The 24,641-nt window shown below is 72.3% G+C and carries 23 protein-coding genes; 9 read left to right on the forward strand and 14 right to left on the reverse strand.

Going from position 1 to position 24,641, the window contains the following annotated elements; genetic code table 11:
- From ACZ63J_RS08715 to ACZ63J_RS08725, 3 genes are all read right to left on the reverse strand, one after another.
- Complete coding sequence (locus ACZ63J_RS08715) at positions 1-510, reverse strand: hypothetical protein (RefSeq protein WP_465336900.1); 510 nt, start codon at positions 508-510, stop codon at positions 1-3.
- Between the two features lie 102 nt (positions 511-612).
- Positions 613-3,585, reverse strand: a complete 2,973-nt coding sequence (locus ACZ63J_RS08720) for an AfsR/SARP family transcriptional regulator (protein ID WP_465398687.1) — start codon at positions 3,583-3,585, stop codon at positions 613-615.
- A 102-nt stretch (positions 3,586-3,687) separates the two neighbouring features.
- Complete coding sequence (locus ACZ63J_RS08725) at positions 3,688-4,392, reverse strand: DJ-1/PfpI family protein (protein WP_465398688.1); 705 nt, start codon at positions 4,390-4,392, stop codon at positions 3,688-3,690.
- A 97-nt stretch (positions 4,393-4,489) separates the two neighbouring features.
- On the opposite strand from ACZ63J_RS08725, the gene ACZ63J_RS08730 reads away from it, so the two are divergent.
- The 3 genes from ACZ63J_RS08730 (at position 4,490) to ACZ63J_RS08740 (ending at position 7,576) form a co-directional block, all read left to right on the forward strand.
- Positions 4,490-5,467: a GlxA family transcriptional regulator gene (locus ACZ63J_RS08730; protein ID WP_465398689.1), complete on the forward strand. Its 978-nt coding sequence runs from the start codon at positions 4,490-4,492 to the stop codon at positions 5,465-5,467.
- A 191-nt stretch (positions 5,468-5,658) separates the two neighbouring features.
- Positions 5,659-7,257 carry a YibE/F family protein gene (locus tag ACZ63J_RS08735; protein ID WP_465398690.1) on the forward strand — a complete coding sequence of 533 codons (1,599 nt, stop codon included), beginning with the start codon at positions 5,659-5,661 and terminating at the stop codon, positions 7,255-7,257.
- A gap of 73 nt (positions 7,258-7,330) precedes the next feature.
- Positions 7,331-7,576 (forward strand): hypothetical protein, encoded by a 246-nt coding sequence (locus tag ACZ63J_RS08740; RefSeq protein ID WP_465398691.1) that lies wholly within the window; start codon positions 7,331-7,333, stop codon positions 7,574-7,576.
- Here the strand turns inward: ACZ63J_RS08740 and ACZ63J_RS08745 are convergent.
- The gene (locus ACZ63J_RS08745) at positions 7,548-8,189 is read right to left on the reverse strand and encodes a hypothetical protein (RefSeq protein ID WP_465312612.1); all 642 of its coding nucleotides are present in this window, start codon (positions 8,187-8,189) and stop codon (positions 7,548-7,550) included. The two genes, ACZ63J_RS08740 and ACZ63J_RS08745, sit on opposite strands and share 29 nt — an antisense overlap.
- 2 nt (positions 8,190-8,191) lie before the next feature.
- On the reverse strand, positions 8,192-8,758 hold the full coding sequence (locus ACZ63J_RS08750) for an MBL fold metallo-hydrolase (protein ID WP_465398692.1): 567 nt from the start codon (positions 8,756-8,758) through the stop codon (positions 8,192-8,194).
- Between the two features lie 147 nt (positions 8,759-8,905).
- Between ACZ63J_RS08750 and ACZ63J_RS08755 the strand changes: the two genes are divergently transcribed.
- From ACZ63J_RS08755 to ACZ63J_RS08770, 4 genes are all read left to right on the forward strand, one after another.
- A complete protein-coding gene (locus ACZ63J_RS08755; protein ID WP_465312483.1) occupies positions 8,906-9,778 on the forward strand; it encodes a peptidylprolyl isomerase in 873 nt (290 codons plus the stop codon).
- Positions 9,778-10,557, forward strand: coding sequence for an aminotransferase class IV family protein (locus ACZ63J_RS08760; RefSeq protein ID WP_465398693.1), 780 nt, complete (start codon positions 9,778-9,780; stop codon positions 10,555-10,557). The genes ACZ63J_RS08755 and ACZ63J_RS08760 overlap by 1 nt, the downstream gene beginning before the upstream one ends.
- 100 nt (positions 10,558-10,657) lie before the next feature.
- Positions 10,658-11,473, forward strand: a complete 816-nt coding sequence (locus ACZ63J_RS08765; RefSeq protein ID WP_465398694.1) for a LysM peptidoglycan-binding domain-containing protein — start codon at positions 10,658-10,660, stop codon at positions 11,471-11,473.
- A 95-nt stretch (positions 11,474-11,568) separates the two neighbouring features.
- Entirely contained in the window at positions 11,569-12,132 is a 564-nt protein-coding gene (locus ACZ63J_RS08770; RefSeq protein WP_465398695.1) for a hypothetical protein, read from the forward strand.
- Between the two features lie 32 nt (positions 12,133-12,164).
- Here the strand turns inward: ACZ63J_RS08770 and ACZ63J_RS08775 are convergent, their stop codons facing one another.
- The gene (locus ACZ63J_RS08775) at positions 12,165-12,944 is read right to left on the reverse strand and encodes an enoyl-CoA hydratase/isomerase family protein (RefSeq protein WP_465336911.1); all 780 of its coding nucleotides are present in this window, start codon (positions 12,942-12,944) and stop codon (positions 12,165-12,167) included.
- Positions 12,945-13,017: 73 nt separating this feature from the next.
- Between ACZ63J_RS08775 and ACZ63J_RS08780 the strand changes: the two genes are divergently transcribed.
- Positions 13,018-13,851: an alpha/beta fold hydrolase gene (locus ACZ63J_RS08780; RefSeq protein ID WP_465398696.1), complete on the forward strand. Its 834-nt coding sequence runs from the start codon at positions 13,018-13,020 to the stop codon at positions 13,849-13,851.
- Here ACZ63J_RS08780 and ACZ63J_RS08785 read toward each other — a convergent pair.
- The 3 genes from ACZ63J_RS08785 to ACZ63J_RS08795 all read right to left on the reverse strand — a co-directional run bounded on the left by ACZ63J_RS08785 (position 13,844) and on the right by ACZ63J_RS08795 (position 16,474).
- Positions 13,844-14,185, reverse strand: a complete 342-nt coding sequence (locus ACZ63J_RS08785) for a hypothetical protein (protein WP_465398697.1) — start codon at positions 14,183-14,185, stop codon at positions 13,844-13,846. The genes ACZ63J_RS08780 and ACZ63J_RS08785 overlap by 8 nt on opposite strands.
- Complete coding sequence (locus tag ACZ63J_RS08790) at positions 14,185-15,852, reverse strand: hypothetical protein (RefSeq protein WP_465398698.1); 1,668 nt, start codon at positions 15,850-15,852, stop codon at positions 14,185-14,187. Before ACZ63J_RS08790 ends, ACZ63J_RS08785 begins: the two co-directional genes overlap by 1 nt.
- A gap of 193 nt (positions 15,853-16,045) precedes the next feature.
- Positions 16,046-16,474, reverse strand: a complete 429-nt coding sequence (locus ACZ63J_RS08795; protein ID WP_465398699.1) for a MarR family winged helix-turn-helix transcriptional regulator — start codon at positions 16,472-16,474, stop codon at positions 16,046-16,048.
- Between the two features lie 51 nt (positions 16,475-16,525).
- Between ACZ63J_RS08795 and ACZ63J_RS08800 the strand changes: the two genes are divergently transcribed.
- Positions 16,526-17,794, forward strand: a complete 1,269-nt coding sequence (locus ACZ63J_RS08800; protein WP_465398700.1) for an amidohydrolase family protein — start codon at positions 16,526-16,528, stop codon at positions 17,792-17,794.
- Here ACZ63J_RS08800 and ACZ63J_RS08805 read toward each other — a convergent pair.
- From ACZ63J_RS08805 to yajC, 5 genes are all read right to left on the reverse strand, one after another.
- Positions 17,791-20,145, reverse strand: a complete 2,355-nt coding sequence (locus tag ACZ63J_RS08805; protein WP_465312493.1) for a RelA/SpoT family protein — start codon at positions 20,143-20,145, stop codon at positions 17,791-17,793. The two genes, ACZ63J_RS08800 and ACZ63J_RS08805, sit on opposite strands and share 4 nt — an antisense overlap.
- A gap of 233 nt (positions 20,146-20,378) precedes the next feature.
- Positions 20,379-20,897, reverse strand: coding sequence for an adenine phosphoribosyltransferase (locus ACZ63J_RS08810; RefSeq protein WP_465398701.1), 519 nt, complete (start codon positions 20,895-20,897; stop codon positions 20,379-20,381).
- Between the two features lies 1 nt (position 20,898).
- Positions 20,899-22,125, reverse strand: a complete 1,227-nt coding sequence (gene secF / locus ACZ63J_RS08815) for a protein translocase subunit SecF (protein WP_465336915.1) — start codon at positions 22,123-22,125, stop codon at positions 20,899-20,901.
- A gap of 1 nt (position 22,126) precedes the next feature.
- Positions 22,127-23,926, reverse strand: coding sequence for a protein translocase subunit SecD (gene secD, locus ACZ63J_RS08820; RefSeq protein ID WP_465398702.1), 1,800 nt, complete (start codon positions 23,924-23,926; stop codon positions 22,127-22,129).
- A gap of 219 nt (positions 23,927-24,145) precedes the next feature.
- Positions 24,146-24,556, reverse strand: a complete 411-nt coding sequence (gene yajC / locus ACZ63J_RS08825) for a preprotein translocase subunit YajC (protein ID WP_465312497.1) — start codon at positions 24,554-24,556, stop codon at positions 24,146-24,148.
- Between the last annotated feature and the right edge of the window lie 85 nt (positions 24,557-24,641).

Raw genomic sequence — 24,641 nt, forward strand, 5'->3', positions numbered from 1 at the left:
TCAGCAGCCGCAGGTGTAGTACGTGATGTCCCAGTGGTTGCCCTCGTCGCAGTAGAGGTTGCCGGACCCGGCCTTCCACTGCGGGTAGCCGTCGCCGCGCAGGCCGATGTAGGCGAAGGAGTTCTTGATGTAGTTGTCGATGCAGCTGTTGTGCGCGATGTCCACCTTGTAGCCGTTGTAGTGGCTGTAGGTGCCCGACGCGTGCCCGACCTCGGTGCCGCCGGTGATGTTGACCGCGCAGCCGCTCGCCCGCTTCAGCGTGATCACGCCGGTGACCGTGGTCTGGTTGATCTGCTCGTAGGACGTGCAGGTCGAGTTCGACCGCGTGGTGCAGCCCCCGCTGGAGGAGTGCGTGACCCCGGCGGCGGACAGCTGCGACGCGGCCTGCGCCTGCGAGAGCTTGGTGACCTCGACACTCGCGGACGCGGTCCCGATGGTGGCGAACACCACCGTCGCGGCCGAAGCGGTCAGCCCCACGGCCACCCGCGCCAGCATCCGTTGTCCCGGCATGGCTTGCCTCCTGATGTCTGCGACGATCGACGAGCGGCAGCCAAATCCGCGGTCCCATAACTTCGCCAAACACCGTGGCCGGGAGCAGGGGTGCGGGCCGGGTCAGGTCCTGATCTTCGTCAAGACTTCACGGGTTCGCTCCCGCGCCGGGGATTCACCGGTGACGGCGGTGAGCTCCCCCAGCGCCCGCAGCTCCCACAGCGGGAACCCGAGCCCGCGGAACAGCTCGGCCGAGGTCCGCAGGTTCCGCGCGGCTTCGGCCCCGGCGCCGTCGTCGGCCTGGGCCCGGCCGAGGCTGAGCAGGGCGTACCCCGCTCCCCGGCGGTCCCGCAGCTCCCGGAACACGCCCATCGCGACCCGCACGTGCCACCGGGCGCCCGCCGGGTCGCCTGCGCGGCGGCGGGCCTCGGCGAGGCTGCGGTGGGTGTAGGCGGCCGCGTGCCGGTGGCCGATCTGCTCGAACAGCGCCAGCGACCGCGTCAGGCAGCGCTCCCCGTCCGCCACCTCCCCGGCCTCGGTGTGCAGGTCGCCGAGGCTGCGCAGGACGTGCGCCTCCCAATGCCGCTCCTGCGTGCGGACGGCGCCGCCGAGCGCGCCGGTGAGCAGGTCGGCCGCCTGGTCGCAGCCGCCGTGCCGGCGCAGGACGTCGGCGTACCGCTTGGCGGCCTGGTCGAGCCGGCGGCCGTCGTCGCATTCCCGGGCGAGCAACATGCTCACCTCGAAGCTCTCGACCGCGCGGCGCACGTCCCCGACGTCCTCGGCCAGCGAACCCAGCTGAGCCGCCGCGGCCGCCTGCCCGCGCCGGTCGCCGCAGTCCCGCAGCAGGCCGAGGGCCTCCCGCAGCTCGGCCTCGGCGGCACGCGGGTCGCCGCCGTCGAGGTGGACGTCGGCGAGCGCGGCCAGCACCACGCCGGTGCCGCGCGGGTCGTCGAGCTGCCGGAAGCGCGTCTCGGCCATGACGAAGTAGTTCCGCGCCTGGCGGCCGCGGCCGTGCTGCCAGTGCACCGAGCCGAGGTGGTACAGCTTTTCCGCCTCCGCCCGCGGGTCCTGCCGCCGCCGGGCCGCGACGAGGCCGAGCACCGACACGGCGCGGGCGTCGTGGCCGAGCCACGGGGTGCCGGCCAGGGCGGTGCAGGCGTCGGCGAGCCGTTCGGTGAGCTCGTGGCGGCCGTGGGCGCCGGCCAGCCGCACGGCGGCAGCGATGAGGGCGGTCTCTTCCGCCGCCCAGCCCAGCGGGTCGGCCGCGATCCGGCGCAGCACTCCGGGATCCGGCCGTGCCGCGGGCTTCCCGGCCGGACGTTCGGGGTGCTCCGGCGCCCGCCGTCCCCGCGCGTGCTCGGCGAGTGCCAGCGTGACCTCGCACGCGCGCAGCAGCGCCGTCCGGTCGCCCTCCGGCGCCGGCCCTTCCGTCACGACTAGCCGGACGAACGGCGGCACCACCCACCGCGCCTCCACCGGGTCCAGCAGGTGCGCCTCGGCCAGTGCGTCGAGCCGGTGGCGGGCCTCGGCCGGCCGGCGGTCCAGCAGCGCCGCGGCCCACCAGTCCGGGATCGTGCCGTCGAAAACCGCGAGCAGCCGCAGCAGGACGACGTCGTGCGCGGGGCGTTCCCGCACCGCCGACGTCACCGCGGCGCGGACGCCGAGATCACCGGTGGTCAGCTCGTCGAGCCGGCGGCGTTCGTCGGCGAGCCGCGCGGCGAGCTCGCCGACACTCTGGTTCGGCCGCGCGGCCAGCTTCACCCCGGCGATCCGGACGGCGAGCGCGAGCCCGGCGCAGTGACCGAGAAGCCGTTGTGCCGCTTCGGGTTCCGCGCGCAGCCGGGACTCCCCCACGATCGCCGCCAGCAGCGCCCAGGCGTCCTCTGTGGACAGATCCGGCACCGCAACCGCGTGGGCGCCGCACAGACCGGGCAGCTCCCGGCGCGACGTGACGAGCGTGGCGCAGCCCGGTCCGGCCGGCAGCAGCGCCCGCACCTGGGCCTCGGACCCGGCGTCCTCCAGCAGCACCAGCAGCCGCCGGTCGGCGGTGTAGCTGCGCCAGAGCCCCGTCAGGCCTTCGCGGTCGGCCAGTTCCGCGGGGGTGGCGCCGAGCAGGCGCAGGAACCCGGTCAGCACGGCCGCCGGATCGGCCGACGCGCTCAGCGACGCGGTCAGCTGCCCGTCGGGGAAGCGGCGGCGGGCCCGCCAGGCGGCCTGGACGGCCAGTGCGGACTTCCCGGCCCCGGCGGCGCCGTGCAGCACGACCGGCGCCGGGCCACGCAGGGCCCGTCCGACGTCGGCCAGCTCGGCCGCGCGGCCGGTGAAGTCGGGTACCGCGGGCGGCAGCTGGGCGGGCGGGCCCGGCGTGGTCCACTCGGTGCCGGCGATCCGGCGGTACACCGCGACGAGGTCGGCGCCCGGCCACACGCCGGCCTCTTCCCACAGCGCCCGGCGCGTCCGGCGAAGCACCTCCAGCGCCGAGTCGCGGCGGCCGACGGTGCCGAGGGCGGACGCCAGCCGCGCGGCGAACCGTTCGTCCGCGGGCCGTGCGGCGACCACCGGGTCGAGCCGCTCGACCACGGCCCGGCCGTCGCCGTCGGCGAGCTCCAGCTCGACCAGCTGCAGCAGCGCCGCCGAGCGCCGGTCCTCCAGCCACAGCTTGTGCGCCTCCAGCAGCGGCCCGCCGACGACGTCGGCGAACGCGTCCCCGCGCCAGCACGCCAGGGCCCGTTCGAGCGCGCGGCGGCGCTGCGCCCGGTCGTCGGCGCCCGAGGCCAGCAGCGTCAGGAAGTCGTCCGCGTCCAGCTCACCGGGCTCGACCGTCAGCGCGTAGCCCCGCGGCCCGGACCGCAGGCGCTGCCCGGCCTCGGCCGCGCCGAGACCGGGCGAGAGCGTCTTGCGCAGCTTCGACACGGTGACCTGCACGATCGCCGCGGCGCTCGACGGCGCGCCGTCCGGCCACAGCTCGTCGACCAGCGTGTCGCGGCCGACGAACTGGCCGGCGCGCGCGAGCAGGACGGCGAGCAGCCGCCGCGGCTGGGCCGCCGACGGCAGTTCGGCGGTGGCCGTCATCGGACCGAGGACCTGGAACCGCACGGCTACACCCCACCCGCGAGATCACCTGATCGAGCGAGCTGAATCTAACCGCCGGGTGCGCGGTCCGTCCCCCGATCACCCGGATGGCCGACGCCGTTGGGCTCACGCGTGAGCGATCAGCTTCGCCAGCAGCTCCGGGTGGTCGGCCAGGCCCGCGCGCAGCGTGTGCTCGCGCAGCGGCTTGAGATCGCCGTACGGCCGGTTGGCCCAGTCCAGGGCGCCCTGCGGCGGCTCCGGGTCGTACTCGATGACGAACTGGACGGTGGTCGCGACCTCCCGGCCGGCCAGCCGTTCCACCAGGCGCAGCGCCAGGTCGATGCCCGCGGAGACGCCCGCCGCGGTGATCACGCGGCCGTCTTCGACCCAGCGCCGCGCGACCGGCGTCGCGCCGAGCCCGGCGAGGACCTCGCGGAACATCCAGTGCGTGGTCGCCTCCTTCCCGTCGAGGAGCCCGGCCGCGCCGAGGACCAGCGAGCCGGTGCAGACCGACGTCACCAGCTCGGCGCCCGCGGCCGCGGTGCGCAGCCAGGCGAGGAGAGCCTCGTCGGCCATCGCGCGCAGGGTCGGCACGGTGCCGCCGGGCACCAGGACCGCGAACGGCGACGGCACCTCGTCGAACGTGTGGCTCGGGGCGATCCGCAGCGGTGTGTCGGTGTCGACGGCGTCCTTCGTGGCCCCCACCACGACGGTCCGGTAAGCGGGGTCGATCTGGGCCAGCGCGCTGAGCACCTGCAGCGGGCCCACCAGGTCGAGCGGCGTCAGCCCCGGGTACACGACGAAGGCGATGGTCTTCTGCTCATCGGTCATGCCCCGACCTTGGCGGCTCGCGTGACCCGGCGGAACGCGGATGTCCGAAAACCTGCGAACCGCGTCCGAGCGCCGGTCCGGCTGCTAGCGTGCGATCATGGCAGGTTCACCCAGACGGGTCACGATCGTCGGCTTCCCCGACGTCGAGCTGCTGGACATCGCCTGCCCGGCGGACGTGCTCGACGCCGCCAACCGCCACGGCGCGCGCCCGCCGTACGAGATCCGGCTCGCCAACCTCGACGGCCAGGGCATCCGCAGCGGCTCCGGGCTGGTCCTGCAGCCGCACCTGCGGCTCGACCAGGTGGCGGGCGACCTCGACACGCTCGTCGTCGCGGGCGGCTGGGGCAGCACGTCGGCGGCGGCCGACGAGCGTGTGCTCGCCCACGTCCGGCGGCTCGCGCGGACCAGCCGGCGGGTGGCGTCGGTCTGCACCGGCGCCGAGGTGCTGGCCGCGGCGGGCCTGCTCAACGGCCGCCGCGCGACGACCCACTGGCGCTGGGCGGCGAAGCTGGCGGAGGACTACCCGGAGGTGACGGTGGACCCGGTGCCGCTGTACGTCCGGCACGGCAACGTCTACACGGCGGCCGGCGTGACCAGCGGCCTCGACCTGACGCTGGCGCTGGTGGAGGCCGACCACGGGCCGACGCTGGCGCGCGAGGTGGCCCGTTCGCTGGTGACCTACCTGCAGCGGCCGGGGAACCAGGCCCAGGTCAGCCTGTTCCTGGCCGGCCCGCCGCCGGAGCACCGCGAGGTCCGCGACCTCACGGCGTACATCGCCGAGCACCTCGACCACGACCTCGGCACGCCGGCGCTCGCCACTCGCGCCGGGATCAGCGCCCGCCAGCTCACCCGCCTGTTCGACGCCCACCTCGGCACCACCCCCGGCCGGTACGTCCGCACGATCCGCACCGAGCACGCGGCCCGCCTGCTGTCCGGCACCGACCTGCCCCTGGCCACGATCGCCCGCCGCTGCGGCTTCGGCTCGACCGAAACCCTCCGGCAGGCCTTCCTCGACCACTTCGACACCCCGCCGTCGGCCTACCGCCGCGTCCACGTCCGGCAGGCCTACGGCTGACCCTCGTGTCGTCCACCCGGGTACGCGTGTCGTCCGGCTGGGTACGCGTGTCGTCCATCGGCGTACCGGACGACACGCGTACCTGAACGGACGACACGCGTACACCGGCGGACGACACGGCGCATCCGGACGAACCGGGCCGTCGGCGGCCCCTTGCGTGAGGCGCGCGGTCCCGCTGTCAGGATGTGCGGGTGGACCGCCCCGACCTCGACGACGACGAAACCGGCCCGATTCGCCGGGTCACCGACGAGGTGTCCCCTTCCGCGGCCCGCGGGACGTCCGGAACGCCGGGTACGCCCCGGAAACCGGTCCGCCGGACGCCGCCGGAAGGCACCCGCCGCGCGGCTGATGCCCCGCGCCGGGCCGACACCGGGCCGCAGCGGGTTCCCACCGGCGCAAAACGAGCCGAGAACGGCGCCCGGCGGCTTCCCGAAGACGGCCGCGCCGACACCGGTCCCCAGCGCGCCGCACGGCGTGGAGACACCGGGCCGCAGCGAGCCGCCGGAGCCCGGCCCCGCACCGCGAAGCAACCCGAGCCCACCGCCACGGAAACCGGGCACGGCCACGGTCACGGACACGGCCCCGCCGCCCCGGCGTCCCGCCGCGTCCGGCTGTTGCTGATCTGGCTGCTGGCGCCCCTCGCGCTCGCCACGGTCGTCGGCATGGTCGTGCTCTACCCCTGGGGCAAGGCCGATCCGACGAGCGTCGTCCCGCAGGGCACGCCCGTCGCCGCGAACATCACCGCCACCAACACCGGTCCGTGCCTCGCCCAGGGCCAGGTCCAGGTCGGCGACCAGACGGACCCGAACGCCAAGCCCTGCCTGACCGTCGACCTCACGATGACCGACGGCCCGGCGAACGGGAAGCAGCTGAAGCTGACCGTCCCGATCGAGCCCAGCACCCCGCGCTTCACCGCCGGGGACGCCGTGGTGCTCGCCTACAACGGCGGGAACGCGGCCGACCCGGCGAGCTTCCAGCTGGTCGACTTCCAGCGCGGCACCCCGCTGCTGGTGCTGGCCGCGCTCTTCGCGGTCGCCGTGCTGGTGCTCGGCCGCTGGCAGGGCCTGGCCGCGCTGGCCGCGCTGGGCCTGTCCTTCGTCGTGATCGCCCTCTTCATCCTCCCGGCCATCCTCGCCGGGGAAAACCCGCTGGTCGTGGCCATCGCCGGCGCCGGCGCGATCATGTTCATCGCCCTCTACCTGACGCACGGGCTGTCGGCGAGAACGTCGGCGGCCGTGCTCGGCACGCTCGTCAGCCTCGCGCTCATCGGGGTGCTGTCGGCGATCTTCTCGGCCGCCGCGTCGCTGACCGGGCTCGACGACAGCACGTCGACGCTGATCGGCTCCCTCGGCCACGGCATCGACGCGCGCGGCCTGCTCCTCGCCGGCGTGGTCATCGGCGCGCTCGGTGTGCTCGACGACGTCACGGTCACCCAGACCAGTGCCGTCTGGGAGCTCCGGCGCGCCAACCCGGACCTGAGCTGGCAGGAGCTGTACCGCTCGGGGCTGCGGATCGGCCGTGACCACGTCGGCTCGGCGGTCAACACGCTCGTCATGGCCTACGCCGGGGCCGCGCTGCCGGTGCTGCTGTACTCGTCGATCTCCGGGGTCGGGCTGGGCGCGCTGCTCGGCAGCGAGGAGATCGCGCAGGAGATCATCCGGACGCTCGCGGGCAGCGTCGGCATCGTGGCGGCCGTCCCGGTGACGACCGTCCTGTCCGCGCTGATCGCCTCACGAGAGCCGGCGACGTACCTCAACAGCACCACGAAGGCCGTTCCGTCCCACCCGTAACACGAGCGCACCCCGACCGCGCCGGACCAGCGAGAACGCGGTAGGAAGGCGGCAGCCGACCCGGGGAGACGCCATGTTCGTGCTGATCGGCCCGCGCCAGCTGGTGCGCGGGACGCTGCGGCTGGTCACCGCCACCGTCCAGGCCGTCGAATCCCTGCCGCGGATCGCGGCCGCCCTCGAAGACATCCGCGCCACCGTGCAGCACGTCGAACGCCTCGCCGGCTACATCGCCCAGGAGCTCCCAGAGCTCGCCTACCAGCTCGAACAGCTCCGCAAGGAGAACGACGAGCTCAGTCGAGAGTCGCCACGAACCGGCTGACGGCCTCCATCGTGAAGCGCTGCACGTACTTGCCGGACGGCGCCACCGACGCCAGCCGGTAGAGCGGCCGGTCGGCCACGCCGGTGCCGCGCGCCTCCGCCTTGAGCTCGGCGACCAGCAGCTCCCCGAACACGAGGCCGTTCGCCTCGGTGTTGTTCATCAGCGCGTTCGCCAGCTTCCGCAGCTGCAGGATGCCCAGCTCGCGCCCGCCGGTCCCGGAGAACACCGCGAGGTCCACCTTCGCCACCTTGCCCCGCTGCCCGGCGTTGACGAGCAGGCTGACCGTGCGCGAGCCCCGGACGTCCCCGACGACGAGGTCGAGGCGGGTCGCCGCGACCAGGTCGACCCGGCGCAGGCCCCAGGTGCGCACCAGCAGCGTCGAGCCCTCCAGCCAGACGCGGCGCCGGATGCTGACCGCCATCACGTACAGCAGCGGCAGGGCGATCACCAGCGCGACGACCAGCCCGGTCACCGTGCCGCCGATCAGCCCGGCGATCCCGCCGAACGCGGCGGCGACGATCACCGCGCCGATCAGCCCCGAGATCCCGCGGCGACGGCGGCCGCGCGGGTCCTCCTCGAACAGCGCCAGCCGCTCGGACGTCTCTTCGGCCATGCTCACGCCCCCGTCCCGGCCAGGAACGGGTTGCCCGCGCGCTCCCGGCCGATCGTCGTCGCCGGGCCGTGGCCCGGCAGCACCACCGTGTCGTCCGGGAAGCTCGCCAGCAGGTCCCGCACCGCCTCCGGGTCGGCGCCGCGGCCGACCGACCCCGCGAACAGCGTGTCGCCGGTCAGCGCGAGCCGGCCGCCTTCGGCCGTCGCCAGGCTCAGCACGACCGAGCCGGGCGTGTGCCCGGGGACGTGCCGGACGTCGACGTCGAGCCCGGCGAAGCCGCCCGTCTCGAGCGGGACGCTCTCGCCGTCGTAGAGCTCGGCGTCGAGGAGGTGCAGGTGCAGCGGGACGCCGTGGTCGGCCGACAGCGCGGCGGCCGAGGCGACGTGGTCGGGGTGCCCGTGGGTGGCCACGAGCGCCGCCGGGACCAGCCGGTGTTCGGCGAGCGCGGCGGCCAGCGGAGCCGCGACGTCCTGCCCGGGATCCACGACCACACAAGGCCCGCCGGCGGCCTCCGCCAGCAGGTAGCAGTTGGCCTGCAGCGGGCCGCTGCCGAACCCGACGACGAGCACCGAACGCCTCCCGGACTTCCGCGCCGGATGGCGCCGATCACGATCGGGTTGAGACTAGCGGGCCCTGTACATGGTCCTCACAGGCTGTGCCCATACACTGCCGCTACCTCAGACGTGTGACACGAGCGGAAACCTGGAGGGTACGGGGTGGCGACCAACCAGCAGCGCCGCGAAGCTGCGAAGCGCAAACTCGAGCGGCAGCTCGAGCGCCGATTGGAGCAGCAGAAGCGACGCAGGAGGATCGGCGCTGGTGTGGTCGGTGTGGCCGTCCTCGTCGTCGCGGGTGTCGTGGTGTGGATCGTGAGCGCGAACGGCGGCGAGAACACCGACACCGCCGCGTCGTCCTCGGCCGCCCCGCCGCCGACCGAAGTTCAGATCCCGACGCAGCGCACCGCGCTGCCGAAGCGGTCCGCGGCGCTGCCGAACCCGACGACGTGCGACTTCAAGGCCGACACGACCGGCAAGGCGCCGAAGAAGGTGAACCTGCCCGACGGCAAGAACGTCGCGTCGACCGGCACGGTGAACGTGACGCTGAAGAGCACGGCGGGCGACATCCCTCTGACGCTCGACCGGGCGCTCGCGCCGTGCGCGGTGCAGAGCTTCGTCAGCCTCGCGAAGCAGAACTTCTACAACGACACCATGTGCCACCGGCTCGGCACCGAGGGCCTGCAGATGCTGCAGTGCGGTGACCCGTCGGCCACCGGCGACCCGACCCAGGACGGGCAGGGCGGCCCCGGCTACACGATGCCGGACGAGGCGTTCCCGGAGATCAAGTACGGCCGCGGCATCCTCGCGATGGCGAAGACGCAGGCCCCGAACTCCGGCGGCAGCCAGTTCTTCATGGTCTACGGCAGCGCCGAAGGCCTCCCGGCGGACTACTCGGTGTTCGGCAGCATCAGCGACGAGGGCCTGAAGGTGCTCGACGCGGTGGCCAAGGCCGGCATCGCGAACCCGAACCCGCAGGACGGGACCGGGGCGCCGACCAAGCAGGTGAAGTTCACGGGCGTCACCGTCCAGTAGTGGCGGTCCGCTCCGAGCTGAACGGGGTCCCGCTCGGCCCGGACGCTGCCGTCGCGGCGATGACCTCCTACGGTCACTTCACCGCGATGCAGGTCCGGGACGGGCGGGTCCGCGGGCTCGCCCACCACCTCGACCGGCTCACCACGAGCACCCGCCTGCTGTTCGGCGCGGAGCTCGACGTCGAGCGGGTGCGCTCCTACGTCCGCCAGGCGATCGCGGACGAGCCGGCGCTTTCGGTCCGGGTCCTGGTGCTCACGCGGTCGTTCGACGAGCCGATGACCCCGGAGATCCTGGTCCGCACCCTGCCGCCGCACCCGGTCGACCCGGCGCCGCTGCGCCTGCGGACCGTGCGGTACCAGCGGGATCTGCCACAGGTGAAGCACCTCGGCACGTTCGGCCTGATCCACCACTCGCGGCAGGCCGAGCTCGCCGGGTACGACGACGCGCTGTTCGTCGACCCCGAAGGCCGGATCAGCGAAGCTTCGGTGTGGAACGCGGCGTTCCTGGCCGGCGACACGGTCGTCTGGCCGGACGCCGAAGTCCTGCCTGGCATCACGATGCTTGTGCAGCGGGAAGCCCTGCGCCGCCTCGGCGTCCCGCAGGAGACCCGTGAGGTCCGGCCCGCCGACCTGCCCGGGTTCGACGCGATGGTCCTGACGAACTCCGAGACCCCGGGACGCGCGGTCGCTTCGGTGGACGACTTCGTGCTGCCGCCCGCGGACCGCGCCGTGAAGCTGCTCGCGGAGGCCTACGAAACGGTGGCCTGGGACCGGATCTGACCCGTCCCGCACTCCGTGATCTGAACCGCGCCCGCGCCCGCCCCGTGTTAGAGGGGTTACACCGGGACCCGCCGGGGTCACCGGGGAGAGGGTGCCGACGATGGTCGAAAACCGGGTTCCCGGGGTGCGCCGCGCGCTCGGGCGGGCCGCGCAGGCCGGCTGTGCCGGGGTGCTCGTCGCCGTGTTCGCCGGCGGCCCCGCCCTCGCGCAGACCACGCCGGCCGCGCCACCGCCGTCGGTCAAGTACTACGTCGTCCCGCACGCCGACAACCCCGACGACATCACGCTGTTCAAGATCGCCGAACGCGCGCTCGGCGACGGGCGGCGGTTCCCCGAGATCTTCCAGCTCAACCAGGGCCGTCCGCGGCCCGACGGGACGCCGTTCACCGACGCCACGGCGATCGAACCCGGCCAGGTGCTCCAGCTGCCCGAGGACGCCAAGGACCCCGCCGTGCAGTTCGGTCCCCTGCCGCCGATGCCGCCCGTCGCCGCCCCGGTGGCGCCGCCGCCCGCGGAAACGTCCGACGGCCTCGGGATCGGGCTGGCGTCGGCCGTCAGCGGCACCGGCGGCCTGCTGACCGGCCTGATCGCCGGGCTCTGGTGGCGGCGCCGCCCGCGGCTCGTCCCACCGCCGCCGTTCGAGCCGGTCGAGCACCACGAAGACGACGACGGGTCCGGCTCGGTCAGCGGCACGCTCCCCATGCCGGTCGTGGTCCCCCAGCCGCGTCCCGACTTCGTGGTGCGCGAGGAGCCGGTCACCGCCGAGCACGCGATCATCGTGCTCGACACGGCCGAAACCCAGGTGGTCGCCGCGGTCCGGCCGGGCTCGCAGTTCCGGTTCCGGCTCGACCGGGAGCCGGGTTTCGCGGACGCTTCGACCGTGCTGGTCGTCGACAACGAAAGCGACAGATCGTGACCGCGCGGCGTGCGTGCGGCGTCACCCTGCGCTGAACGGATCAACCGGGGCCGGAACACTGGCCATCGGGCGGCCGGTTTCGCGATAGTCGTCTGATGACCTCGGATCCGTACGGCACTCTGCGGAAGACGCTGTGGATCGGCGGCGCCCCGTGGACCGGGAAGTCCACCGTGGCCCGGCTGCTGGCCGAGCGGCACGGGCTGACGATCTACCACCACGACCAGCGGACCCGGCCCGCAGACGCGCAGCCGTCCGACGTCCCGGCCGCCGACCAGCTGACCGCGATGGTGACCGAGTTCCGGCGCCGCTTCGGCTGGGCGCTCGACGAGCTGGGCGCGCTGACGTCGCCGCGGCCGATCGTCGCCGAGGGCCGCGGGCTGCGGCCGGAGCTGGTCGCGCCACTGGTGGACTCGCCCCGCCGGATGGTGGTGCTCGTGCCGACCGAGCTGTTCCGCCAGCACCAGCTGCGGCACCGGCCGGAGGAGCCCGAGATCCCGGCCCAGCGGACCCGGCTGACCCGCGACCGGATGCTCGCCGCCCAGGTCGTCCGGTCGGCGCGGGAGCTCGGCATCCGCGTCCTCGAGATCGACGGCCGCCTCGACCCCGCCGGCGTGACCGACGTCGTCGCCGAGCACTTCCGCGAATACCTGGATGCCTGAGGACCGGTACCGAGTCCGATGTGGACGGACGGTCAGCGGTGGGTGAACCGCGGCGGGCGCCGCTCGAGGAAGGCCGCGACGCCCTCCGCGTAGTCCTCGCCGTGCAGGGCCTCGGACCGGATCTCCTCGACCTCCGCGTCCGGCGTCTCCTGGCCGGCGACGATCTTCTCGATGATCCGGTTCATCCCGCGGATCGACGCCTGCGAACGCGAGCACAACGTCGAGACGAACTCCGACGTCGAGGATTCCAGCGAGGCAGCCGGGAAGACGTCGTTGAGCAGGCCGATCTCGCGCGCCCGGGCGGCGGTGATCAGCTCGCCGGAGAGCAGGAAGTACTTGGCGTGCGCCGGCCCGACGAGCGAGACCAGCTGGCGCGTCGAGTCGAAGTGGTAGACGATGCCGAGCTTCGCCGGGGTGATGCCGAAGCGCGCGCCCTCGGCGGCGAACCGGAAGTCGCACGCGACCGAGACCTGGCAGCCGCCGCCGATGCAGTTGCCCTGGATCATCGCGACCGACGGCTTCCGCATCGCGGTCAACGCGGCGACCGCGCCCTCGACCGCCTTGTCGTAACGCGCCGCGCCGTCCGCCGTCGTGCGCAGCTCGCCGAACTCGCTGATGTCCGCGCCGGCCGAGAAGTGCTTGCCCGCGCCCGCGATCACCAGCACCTTGAGCGCCGGGTCGGCCTCCACCTCGGCCACGACGTCCGGGATCGCCGACCACATGCCGTAGGTGATCGCGTTCATCTTCTCGGGCCGGTTCAGCGTGAGCCGGGCGACTTCACCGTCGCGCGTCAGGTCGAATCCGTCGGTCATGTCCGGCACCCTAGCTTCTCGCCCTGAGCGAAAACCGCACTGTGTGACCCGGTCGTGTGGCTAGCTTGGGACCATGGCGACGATCGATGTGAACGGGACGGCGTTCGGCTACGACGAAGCGGGTGAGGGGCCCGCGGTCGTCCTGCTGCACGCCGCGATCGGCGACCGCCGGATGTGGGAGGCCCAGTTCACCACGCTCGCCGCCACCCACCGGGTGATCCGCTACGACCGCCGCGGCTTCGGCGAGACGGCCGGGGTCGGCGAACACGCCCACTACGAAGACCTGCTGGCGCTGCTCGATGCCCGGGGGATCGAGCAGGCGACGCTGGTCGGGGCGTCGATGGGCGGGGCGTGCTCGCTGGACGCCGCGCTCGCCGCACCGGAGCGGATCACCCGGCTCGTGCTGCTCGGCTCCGGCCTCACCGGGCACACCTGGCCGGACCACATGCAGGCCGACATCACCCGGCTGACGGCCGAGGCCGTCCCGGCCGACCGCCTGGCCCGGTACGCCGCGCGCGAGGGTGAGGTCGACCCGGCCGACGTGCGGGCCATGGCGGAAGCCAACATCCGCTACCTGGTGGCCGGCCCGGAGCGGGACGTGTCCGTACTGCCCGCCGAAATGCTCGTCCTGGTAAGGGAAATGTGCGAGCAGGTGTACCGGCACGACTGGACCGCTCCACAGTGGACGGAGCGAATCCCCGACACTCGTCACCGGCTGGGCGAGATCACCACACCCGCCACGGTGGTGATCGGGACGGCGGACGCGCGCGGGCTGGTGGAGCTGTCGGAGCACCTGGCGGAGTCGCTGCCGAACGCCGAGCTCGTCGAGCTGCCCGACACCGGCCACCTGCCGTCGATGGAACGCCCGGACGAGGTCAACACCCTGCTGCGCAAGGTGCTCAGCTGAAGATCCTCTGCACCTGGTCGGAGATCTTCGCGACCAGCTCGGAGAACTGCGCCAGCCCGCCCAGCAGGCCCTTGACCTTGTCCCAGCGGCTGCGCACCACGGCCGGCTCGGCGTTGTCGCCCGCGCGCAGGTCGGCCGAGAGGTCGGTCAGCGTGTCCTCCAGCACCTCCTGCTTCGCGAGGTCCTTGCCACGCACCTCGGCGCTCAGCCGCTCGACCAGCTCCAGCAGGGACGAGACGGTGGCCTCGGCGGCGCCGCCCTCGATGCCGGTCTGGGTGATCCGGCCCGAGTTGTCCCCGCCGATGCTCACCTTGTTCGTGATCCGGTGTCCCATCAGGCCTCCGTCCTGGCCAGGCGGCCGGGCGCCCGGGGCGGGCGCGGGCCGCGCTGCCCGGTCTGGGTGATCGGGGCGCGGTTGTCGCCGCCGATGGTGATGTCGTTGTTGATCACGACCGCCGCCTGCTCGTCGAACTTCGCCGTCGAGAACCCGGCGTCGCCCAACAGCTTGCCGATGGTCGGCAGGAGCCGGCTTTCGATGATCTTCTCGTACCGTTCGATGTCGACGAGCTGGAAGTAGTCGGTGAACAGGTTCACCGACGCGAGCTCGCGCAGGGTGCTCGAGGCGCCGTAGCGGTCCGGGTCGAGAACACCGGGTTCACGCTTCGGCTGCCGGATCCACGACGCGAGGTTCGCGATCCGGCCCGGCAGGCTGGCCGGCATCTCCAGCCAGGCCAGCAGTCCCTGCCCGAGCGGGCGCAGCGAGTCCGGCCGCATCTTGTCGACCACGCGGTAGTCCGCGCGGATCGGCGGCAGCATGAACGGCGTCCACTCGACGTACAGCGTCGTGTCGTCCACGGCGGCGTGCAGGAACGTCGTGAGCACCAGGTCCCGGTCCCAGGTCTCCACCTGGAAGCACAGGTAGTAGCGCGCCCATTCCCGGGGCTCCATCCGGATCCGGTCGACACCGGCCTCGGTCAGCCGGGTGTGCGGCGGGTGCCCGACGTCCGGCAGGCAGGCCGCGGCGTCCGGTTCCCCGAGGTGGTCGATGAGCTCGGCGGCCGGGGTGAACACCGCCTCGGTCACCGTCAGCGCGCCCAGCCGCCGGTCCGGCGACAGCGAAGCCGACTCGCGCAGGTGCGCGATCGCCTCGCGGATCCCGCCGTACAACGTTTCGGTGGTGAGCTCCGGCCGCGTTTCCGGGTCGGTTTCGTCGTCTTCCAGGCGTTCCAGCGGAATCGCCATCGACCACGCGGCGCGGCGGAACCCGGCGCCCACGAACGGGTTGTACCCGCGGTAGACCACCAGCGGCGCGCCCGGGGTCCCGGCGAACTCGTCACCGCGCTGGTACCGCTCGAGCTGCCCGCGGAAGTCTTCGGTGAACAGCCCCGTGAGGGTGCCGCCCGCCGACGGCGCGGCGTTGCGCTTGAAGCGCGTCGTCAGCAGGTTCCACAGGGACCAGCGCTCGATCGTGACGACCACCAGCACCACCAGGGCCAGCACGACACCGATGACGGTCCGGGCGGTGTCGCTGCCCGCCGAGGCGTCGTAGTAGTCGTCGTAGGAGTAGTCCGAGACGTACCGGCCGCCGCCGAAGATCTCGTCCGAGTAGACGAACACCAGGATCCCGGCGACCACGACGATCCCGAGCAGGGCCACCGTTTTCGGGTTCACCGACCGCTGCGACGCGAACGCCGTCTTCCCCGGCTGCGCGACCACGAGCACCACCGACAGCACGATCCAGCCGTAGAGCAGCGGGTTGTCCCACGACAGCCCGATGACAACGGCCATGAGCGCCACCAGAAGGCCGTCGTAGTTCTTCCGGCGGGCGCGCGCCCGCACCGCTTCGGTGAGCACGCGGCCGGCGTCGAGCCCCGGCGACGGCGGCACCGGCCGGGTGGGCTCGACGAGGAACTCGGTGATCGCCCGTTTGCTGTAACCGGGGTCGAGGTAGGACGCCGTGCAGAGGTAGCGCGTGGTGTCGTCGGCCGAGCCAGGGGACATGCTCGCTCCCTCGCGATTTCCGGAACGGGGACCTGCAATTTGCAGAAAGTAGCATGCGCAACCGGGACAGGTGACGGCATTTCGGGCAATGCCGCCGGGACGGCTACGACAGCAGCTTCGCGGTGAGCTCGTCGCGACGTCCGAAGTGGACCGACCGGCCCGGGTGCCGGACATTTCCACTGGTCGTCCTGGTCTACCCGGGCTCGACCACCTGCTCGCTCCATGCCCGGATCGCCTCGGCCTGCTCAGGCGTGAGCCCGTCGAGGACGAGCCTCCGGACATTGGCGCCGTGGGCCCGGGTGGCCGCCTCCGCCGCCCGACGCCCCTCGGCGGTCAGCTCGACGCCTGTCCGGCGACCGGTGGCGCCGGCCTCGGTCCTGGTCACCAGGCCCCGGCTCTCCATCCGCGTCAGCAGGTGCGCGACCCGGCTCTTCTCCCAGTCGAGCGCGTCGGCCAGTTCCCCGACGCGCATCGGCCCGACCAGCGTCCGCAGCACGCTGAACTCGGCCTTCGAGATGCCGCAGTCGCGCTGCAGCCCGCGGTCGAGCTCCTCGACGAGCAGCCGGTGCGCGCGCATCCAGGTGTTCCAGAACGCCCAGTCCTCGGTGCTCATCTCCGCCATGGCGACAGCTTACGTTAGAGTTGATGCATCAACTCTTGGGGAAGGACACCGATGAAGACACTTGTCCAGGGCGCCATGGTGGTCAGCGTGGATCCCACCGTGGGGACGCTCCCCCGCGGTGACGTGCTCATCGAGGACGGCCGGATCGCCGCGGTCGGCTCGGGCCTCGACGCGGCCGGGGCCGAGGTCGTCGAGGCCGCAGGCAAGATCGTGCTGCCCGGTTTTGTGGACACGCACCGGCACACCTGGCAGACGGCGTTCCGCGGCCTCGGCGCCGACTGGACGTTCGACCAGTACCGCGTCGCGATGCACGGCACGCTCAAGCCCCACTACCGGCCCGAAGACGTCCACCTGGGCAACCTCCTCGGGCGCCTCGATGCGCTGTCGAGCGGCGTCACGACCATGCTCGACTGGTTCCACTGCGCCGACCGCCCGGAGAACGCCGACGCCGCGATCGCGGCCCTGCGCGAGGCGCCCGGGCACTCGATCTTCTGCTACGGCGCCGCGGGGCCGGACATCGAGCCGGAGATCCGGCGAGTGCGGGAAGTGCTGCCCGGCGAAGACATGGCGCTCGGCCTGCGCGGCCCGGTCATGTCCACAATGGACGAAATAGCCGTGGACGTCGCGCTGGCCCGGGAGCTCGGGCTCCCGGTGAGCATGCACGTCCACGGCACCGGCGGCTGGGGGCACGGCGACCGGCCGATCGCCGCGATGGCCGAGCGCGGGCTGCTCGACGACCGCACGACCGTCGTGCACGGCAACGGCCTCTCCGACGACCAGCTGGTGATGCTCGCCGACGCGGGCGGCTCGGTGTCGATCAGCCCGGACGTCGAGCTGAAAATGGGCTTCGAGCCGCTGATCACCGGCCGGGCACTGGCCGCCGGGCTCCGCCCGTCACTCTCGATCGACGACTGCCCGTCCGCCGGTGGCGACATGTTCGGCGCCCTGCGCACCGCGATGGCCGCCGAGCGCGGCCGCGTCACGAGCCGGGACTTTCTCGCGTTCGCCACGATCGACGGGGCGCGGGCTCTCGGCCGCGCGGCCCGGACCGGCAGCATCACCGTCGGCAAGGACGCCGACCTCGTCCTGCTCGACGCCGAGGACCTCTCGGTCTTCCCGGTGGGCGACGCGTGCGGCACGATCGTCGCCGCGGGCCACCCGGGCCTCGTGGACAGCGTCTTCGTCGCCGGGAAGGCGGTCAAGCGCGACGGGAAGCTGCTCGGCGTCGACCTGCCGGCCTTGCGCGACCGGCTGCTGGAATCGCGCGACCGGATTGCCGCGGCCGCCGGGATCGCGGTCGACGGATCGTGGTCGCCCTAGGAAGCCGAGGTCACGCGGTAGACGTCGTAGACGCCTTCCACGCCGCGGACCACCTTGAGGACGTGGCCGAGGTGCTTCGGGTCGCCCATCTCGAACGAGAAGCGGCTGACCGCGACCCGGTCGCGGGACGTGGTCACCGACGCCGAGAGGATGTTGACCTTCTCGTCGGCCAGCACCTTCGTCACGTCCGAGAGGAGGCGGTGCCGGTCGAGCGCCTCGACCTGGATGGCCACCAGGAAAACCGACGACGCCGAGGGCGCCCACTCGACCTCGACCAGCCGCTCGGGCTGGGACTGCAGGTCGCCGGCGTTGGTGCAGTCGGTGCGGTGCACCGAAACGCCGCCGCCGCGGGTGACGAACCCGAGGATCTCGTCGCCCGGCACCGGGGTGCAGCAGCGGGCGAGCTTGGCCCAGACGTCACTGGCGCCCTTGACCACCACACCGACGTCGTTGGAGCCGCGGCGGCGGGTGACCGTGGACGGCGTCGCGCGCTCGGCGAGCTCCTCCTCCGCCGCGTCGACCCCGCCGATGAGCGCCACCAGCCGCTGCACGACGTGCTTCGCGCTGGTGTGGCCCTCCCCGACCGCCGCGTACAGCGACGAGATGTCGGCGTGGCGCAGCTCGGTGGCGACCGCGCCCATCGACTCCGCGGAGACCAGCCGCTGGATCGGCAGGCCGACCTTGCGGATCTCCTTGGTGATCGCTTCCTTGCCGCCTTCGATCGCCTCGTCGCGGCGTTCCTTGGCGAACCACTGCCGGATCTTGGCGCGCGCCTTCGGCGAGCCGGCGAACTGCAGCCAGTCCCGCGACGGCCCGGCGTTCTCCGCCTTCGACGTGAAGATCTCGACGGACTCGCCGTTCTCCAGCTTCCGCTCGAGCGCGACCAGGCGGCCGTTGACCCGGGCGCCGATGCACCGGTGCCCGACCTCGGTGTGCACGGCGTAGGCGAAGTCGACCGGCGTGGAGTCCACGGGCAGCGTGATGACGTCGCCCTTGGGCGTGAAGACGAAGATCTCGCGCGAGGCCAGCTCGTAGCGCAGCGACTCGAGGAAGTCGCCCGGGTCCGCCGCTTCCCGCTGCCAGTCGAGGAGCTGGCGCATCCACGCCATCTCGTCGACGTCCATGGCGTTGCCGTTGTGCGTGCCCTTGGTTTCCTTGTACCGCCAGTGCGCGGCGATGCCGTACTCGGCGGTGCGGTGCATCTCGTAGGTGCGGATCTGCACCTCGAGGGGCTTGCCGTCCGGGCCGATCACCGTGGTGTGCAACGACTGGTAGACGCCGAACCGCGGCTGCGCGATGTAGTCCTTGAACCGGCCGGGCACCGGCTGCCACAGCGCGTGGACGACACCCATCGCGGCGTAGCAGTCGCGGACGTCCTCGACCAGGATCCGGACGCCGACCAGGTCGTGGATGTCGTCCAGGTCGCGGCCGCGGACGATCATCTTCTGGTGGATCGAGTAGTAGTGCTTCGGCCGGCCCTCGACCTTCGCGGTGATCCGCGACGAGACGAGGTTGCTGGTCAGGTCGGTGATGACCGAGCGCAGGTAGATGTCGCGGGAAGGCGCGCGGTCGGCGACCAGGCGCACGATCTCGTCGTACTTCTTGGGCTGCAGGATGGCGAACGCGAGGTCCTCCAGCTCCCACTTCACTGTGGCCATGCCGAGCCGGTGCGCGAGCGGGGCGAGGACTTCGAGCGTCTCGCGGGCCTTCCGGGCCTGCTTCTCCGGCGGAAGGAAACGCATGGTGCGCATGTTGTGCAGCCGGTCGGCGAGCTTGATGACCAGGACGCGGGGGTCCTTGGCCATCGCGATGACCATCTTGCGGATGGTCTCGGCCTCGGCCGACGTGCCGAGCTTGACCTTGTCCAGCTTCGTGACGCCATCGACCAGCTCGGCGACCTTCTCACCGAAGTCGGCCTTCAGGCTCTCGACGGCGTAGCCGGTGTCCTCGACGGTGTCGTGCAGCAATGCCGCGACGAGTGTCGTGGTGTCCATGCCCAGCTCGGCGAGGATGGTCGCGACGGCGAGCGGGTGGGTGATGTAGGGGTCGCCGGACTTGCGCCGCTGGTTCCGGTGCAGCTCCTCGGCGACGTCGTAGGCGCGCTGCAGGAGGCCCAGGTCGGCGTTCGGGTGCAGCTCGCGGTGGATGACGGCGAGGGGCTCGAGGACCTGCTTGACCGGGGCGGCGCGCTGAGCGGTGATGCGCCGGGCCAGGCGGGCGCGCACCCGCCGGGTGGCGGACGGGTTCGGGGCCGCGCCGTTCGGCTTCGGCGGCGCGGGCTGTGCCGCCGCCTGCCCGTTCTGCGGGGCGCCCTCCTGCGCGGGCACCGCGGCGTCGAGCTCCTGGCTCACCCGCACCTCCTGCTGCTCGTGCGGCCTTCGAACCACCAGGGTAGCCGTTGCGTCTCGTGGCCCTGTCGGGTGCGCCCGTTCAGGGGGATGCCGCCCCGCTGACCAGCAGGTTCGCCGTGACGAAACCCGTAACTCGCGTGATCGGACCCGTCACTCGCGTGATCAGGGCCGGAACTCGCGAGTTACGGCCCCAATCACGCGAGATCCGGCCTCAATCACGCGAGTCACGAGTTTCAGCAGACCTGCAGGGCGTGGATCTTCCGGTTCGCCAGCACGTCACGGCCGCCCAGCGCCGCCAGCTCCAGCACCACCGACACGCTGTCGACCACGGCTCCCGCGTCCTCCAGGAGCTTGCCCGTCGCCGCCACCGTGCCGCCCGTGGCCAGGACGTCGTCCAGGATCGCGATCCGCTGGCCCGGCCGGACCACGCCGACCGGGAGCTCGACCGTGGCCGTGCCGTACTCCAGCGCGTAGTCCACCCGGCCCGCCACCTGCGGGAGCTTGCCGGGCTTGCGGATCAGCACCACGCCGAGGTCGCGGGCGTACCCCACGGCCGCGGCGAGGAGGAACCCGCGGGCCTCCACTCCGGCGAGCGCCTCGACCTGCGGGTCGAGGGTGCCCGCCAGCGCGTCGGCCACGGCCTTGAACGCGCCCGCGTCCGCGAAGAGCGGGCTCAGGTCGCGGAACAGCACGCCGGGCTCCGGGAAGTCCGGCACCTCGGCGATCAGGCCGAGGGCGTCGTCCAGGTCCACGTCAGCGCTTGCGCTTGTTCGCGGGCTTGCCGGACGGGCGCTGCTTCTGGATCCGGGCGGGGACGCTGGCCGCGGCCGCGTACGCCTTCTCCTTGCGCAGCTCCTTCGCCAGGGCGTCGTCGTCCGAGGCGTCGAAGTCGTCGCCCGCGGCCTTGCGCTCCGCGTTGGCCCGGCGGGCGTGGACGCGCTCGGCCTGCTGCCGGTACTTCGGGTCGCGCATCTTGAAGTCGACCAGCAGCGGCGTCGCGAGCGCGACCGACGACAGCACGCCGACGATCGTGCCCGTGAGCTGCACGAGCGCCAGGTCCTGCAGCGTGCCGGAGCCGAGCAGGATGTACCCGACGATCAGCAGGCCGAGGATCGGCAGCAGCGCGATGAACGCCGTGTTGAACGACCGCATCAGGGTCTGGTTCAGCGCCAGGTTCGCGGCTTCGCCGAACGTGCGGCGGGTCAGCCCGAGCAGGCCGCGCGTGTTCTCGCGGACCTTGTCGAACACCACCACCGTGTCGTACAGCGAGAACCCGAGGATCGTCAGCAGGCCGATCACCGTCGCCGGCGTGACCTCGAACCCGACCAGCGAGTACACGCCGGCCGTCACGAAGATGTCGTGCAGCAGCGAAACCAGCGCCGCCGAGGCCATCCGCAGGTCGAAGTAGATCGCCAGGAAGATGACGACCGCGACGAGGAACACCGCGAGGGCGATCAGCGCCTTCTGCGAGATCTCGCCACCCCAGGACGCGCTGACCGCGCTGTCACTGATCGCCTGCACGCTCGGCTGGCCGTTGGAGCCCTTCGGGCCCAGGTCCTGGAACAGCGTCTGCTTGACCTTGGCGACGTCGGCCGCGTCCAGCGTGTCGGTGCGGATCTGGATGGTCGACGCGGCGCCCGTGCCGACCTTCTGGGTCTCCGCGGCCGGCTTGCCCAGCGCCTTCTGGAACGACTCCTTGGCCTGGTCCTCGGTGATGACGCCGTGGATGCCGTTGGCCGGCATCTGGATCTGCGTGCCGCCCTCGAACTCGATGCCGATGTTGAAGCCGCGGAAGATCATCGACAGCAGGCACACCAGCACCAGCGTCCCGAAGAACAGGTACCAGCGCTTGCGCTTGCCGACGACGTCGAACGCGCCCGTGCCCACGTAGAGCCGGTGGAAGAAGCTTTCCCGCCTGCCCGGCTTCGCCGCGACCTTCTTGTCGCCGTCGGCGTCCGTGCCCAGTTCCTCGACGCCCACGTCAGGCCTCCTTCACGTTCGCGCGGCCGACGCCCGTCGACTTGCGGTGCGAACCCACTTGCTGCACGGCGCCCAGACCCAGGTACTTCGGGTTGGACAGGAACTTCGACTTCGACGTCGACGCGATGGCCACCAGCGGGTGGGTCACCAGGTAGACGATCACCAGGTCGAGCACGGTGGACATGCCGAGCGTGAACGCGAAGCCCTGGACGTCGCCGACGGCGATGATGTACAGGATCGCCGCGGCCAGGAAGCTCACCGCGTCCGAGGCCAGGATGGTGCGCTGGGCGCGGGTCCACCCGCGCGGCACCGCGGACCGGAACGTCCGGCCCTCCCGGATCTCGTCCTTTATTCGTTCGAAGTAGATGACGAACGAGTCCGCCGTGATGCCGATCGCGATGATCAGGCCGGCGATGCCCGCGAGGTCCAGCGTGTAGCCGATCCAGCGGCCGAGCAGCACCAGCACCGCGAACACCAGCGAGAACGACAACGCCAGCGACAGGATCGTCAGCACGCCGAGGAGCCGGTAGTAGAACAGGCAGTAGATGAACACGACCAGCAGGCCGATGCCGCCGGCGATGAGCCCGGCCTGCAGCGACGCGAAGCCGAGGGTGGCCGACACCGTGGTGGCGTCCGAGGAGGCGAACGACAGCGGCAGCGAGCCGTACTTCAGGATGTCCGAGAGGTCCTTGGCCTCGGACTGGGTGAACTTGCCCGTAATCTGGGTGTTGCCGTCGACGATCGCGACCTGGATGTTCGGCGCGGACACGACCTGCGTGTCGAGCACGAACGCGGCCTGCTGACCGGTGTTCTTCGACGTGAAGTCGGCCCAGATCTTGGTGCCCTCGCTCTTGAAGCTGAGGTTCACCACCCACTGGCCGCGCTGCTGGTCGTACCCCGACGTCGAGTCCGCGATCTCGGTGCCCGGCAGGAACTCCGGCTCCAGCAGGTACTTGTACGTGTCGTGGTCACCGCAGGCGACCAGCGGCAGCTTGGGGTCGTCGTTGCCCTCGAGCGGGTCCTTGGCGTTCGGCGCGCAGGTGAGCGACGCCATCGCCTGGGCGACGAGGTTCTGGTCCGCGGTGCCGTCGGCGCCGATCAGCTTCGGGTTCTGCCGGACCGCCTTCGCGGCCTGGATCTCCTTGGCGGTGTCGGCGTCGACCGAGCCGTCCGTGGGGGCCGGGGCCTGGCTCGACGCGGGCGGCGGCGTGGTGCTGCTGCTCGGCGGGGCCGGCGTGGTGCTCTGCTGCTGCGCGGGCGCGGCGGCGGGAGCGCCGCCACCACCGGCGGCCGGGCTGGACGGCGGAGCGCTGGAGCTGGCCGTCGGCGCGCCGGAAGACGGCGCGCCCGAGGACGGCGGGGTGCTCGGGGCGCCCGAGGACGGCGGGGTGGACGGCTGCGGCTGCGGGGGCACCACCGGCTGCGTCGCGTTCGCGACGACCTTGCGGAAGCCCAGCTTCGCGGTCTTGCCCAGGTTCTTCGCCTGGTCGCCCTGCTCGCCGGGGACGGTGATGACGACGTTGTTGCCGTCGAGGAGGACCTCGGTGCCACCGACGCCGATCCCGTTGACCCGGCGCTCGATGATCTGGCGCGCCTGGTTGAGGGACTCCCGGGTGGGCTGGCCACCGTCCGGGGTGCGGGCGGTGAGCGTGACCCGGGTGCCGCCTTGCAGGTCGATGCCCAGCTTCGGGGTCGGCTTGTGGTTGCCGGTGAGGAACACCAGCGCGTACAGCACGATCACGATCAGGGCGAAGAAGGCGAGATAGCGTCCCGGGCGGAGATGCCCGGCCGATGATGCCACGGTGCTTCGGTCTCCTCGGACTGGGTTGCCCCAACGGTCTGGTGCCCGCCCGGAGGGTTACCGGGCCGGACTGTGTGCGATTCACTCCCGGGCACGGGTATGACGGCGGACACGCACGCAGCACCGAGACACTACTCGGTGCTGCGTGAGCCCGGCGTTGCGGCCGCACCGACATTCGTCGGGAGCTTTCCGCCCCTGCCCAGGGGTACCGCGGGGGCCTTACTTCTTGCCGTGCTCCAGCGGCGGCGCCACCTGCGCGGTGGTCGGCGTCTCGTCGTCGCTCTTGATGCCGGCGCTCGACTCGATGATCGACTCCTCCGCGGGAGCCGCCTCCACCTCGTCGGCCGAGTCCTCGTCGGTCTCGACGACCGGCTGCACCTTCTCGCGGACCGCGAGCCGCAGCCAGGTGGTGACGACGCCGGGGGCGATCTCGATGTCGATCGTGGTGTCGCCGGACGTGTCGGCGACCGTGCCGTAGAGACCCGAGGTGGTCATCACGCGGTCACCGGGCGCCAGGCTGCTCTGCAGGTCCTGCTGCGCGGCCTGCTGCTTCTTCTGCTTCCGCGAGCTCATCACCAGCGGCACGGCGAGGACGAGCACGAGCAGCAGGGGCAGCAATAGCTGTTGCATGATTCTCCGTTCGACGGACACCGGGCCCAGCCGAAATGTCCGGTTTTTGGGTATGTGCTCCTGTCAAGTGTGCCAGGTACCAGCG

Source organism: Amycolatopsis sp. NPDC104863 (assembly GCF_055582965.1).